At 55.3% G+C, this 1,209-nt stretch carries 1 rRNA gene; it reads left to right on the forward strand.

What is annotated here, in order from left to right:
• Positions 1 to 1,167: ribosomal RNA gene (locus ACFU5V_RS43050) — 23S ribosomal RNA — on the forward strand; the annotation flags it as partial.
• Between the last annotated feature and the right edge of the window lie 42 nt (positions 1,168 to 1,209).

Here is a 1,209-nt window from a genome sequence, read left to right on the forward strand (position 1 = left end):
TGAGCTGGGTGGGGCCGCAGAGACCAGTGAGAAGCGACTGTTTACTAAAAACACAGGTCCGTGCGAAGTCGTAAGACGATGTATACGGACTGACGCCTGCCCGGTGCTGGAAGGTTAAGAGGACCGGTTAGCCACTTGTGGCGAAGCTGAGAATTTAAGCCCCAGTAAACGGCGGTGGTAACTATAACCATCCTAAGGTAGCGAAATTCCTTGTCGGGTAAGTTCCGACCTGCACGAATGGCGTAACGACTTCTCAGCTGTCTCAACCATAGACTCGGCGAAATTGCATTACGAGTAAAGATGCTCGTTACGCGCGGCAGGACGAAAAGACCCCGGGACCTTCACTACAGCTTGGTATTGGTGTTCGGTTCGGTTTGTGTAGGATAGGTGGGAGACTGTGAAGCGCTCACGCCAGTGAGTGTGGAGTCGTTGTTGAAATACCACTCTGATCGTATTGGACCTCTAACCTCGGACCATGATCTGGTTCAGGGACAGTGCCTGGTGGGTAGTTTAACTGGGGCGGTTGCCTCCCAAAATGTAACGGAGGCGCCCAAAGGTTCCCTCAGCCTGGTTGGCAATCAGGTGTCGAGTGCAAGTGCACAAGGGAGCTTGACTGTGAGACTGACAGGTCGAGCAGGGACGAAAGTCGGGACTAGTGATCCGGCACCGGCAAGTGGAAGCGGTGTCGCTCAACGGATAAAAGGTACCCCGGGGATAACAGGCTGATCTTCCCCAAGAGTCCATATCGACGGGATGGTTTGGCACCTCGATGTCGGCTCGTCGCATCCTGGGGCTGGAGTAGGTCCCAAGGGTTGGGCTGTTCGCCCATTAAAGCGGCACGCGAGCTGGGTTTAGAACGTCGTGAGACAGTTCGGTCTCTATCCGCCGCGCGCGTTAGAAACTTGAGGAAGGCTGTCCCTAGTACGAGAGGACCGGGACGGACGAACCTCTGGTGTGCCAGTTGTTCCACCAGGAGCACCGCTGGTTAGCTACGTTCGGAAGGGATAACCGCTGAAAGCATCTAAGCGGGAAGCCTGTTCCAAGATGAGGTTTCTCACCCCCTCGAGGGGGTAAGGCCCCCGGCAGACCACCGGGTTGATAGGCCAGAACTGGAAGCCAGGTAACTGGTGCAGGTGACTGGTACTAATAGGCCGAGGACTTACCACAAAGAAGCTACGCGTCCACTGTGCAGTATCTGAAACAACACAC

The organism is Rhodococcus sp. NPDC057529 (genome assembly GCF_042802055.1).
Lineage (GTDB): Bacteria > Actinomycetota > Actinomycetes > Mycobacteriales > Mycobacteriaceae > Rhodococcus_F.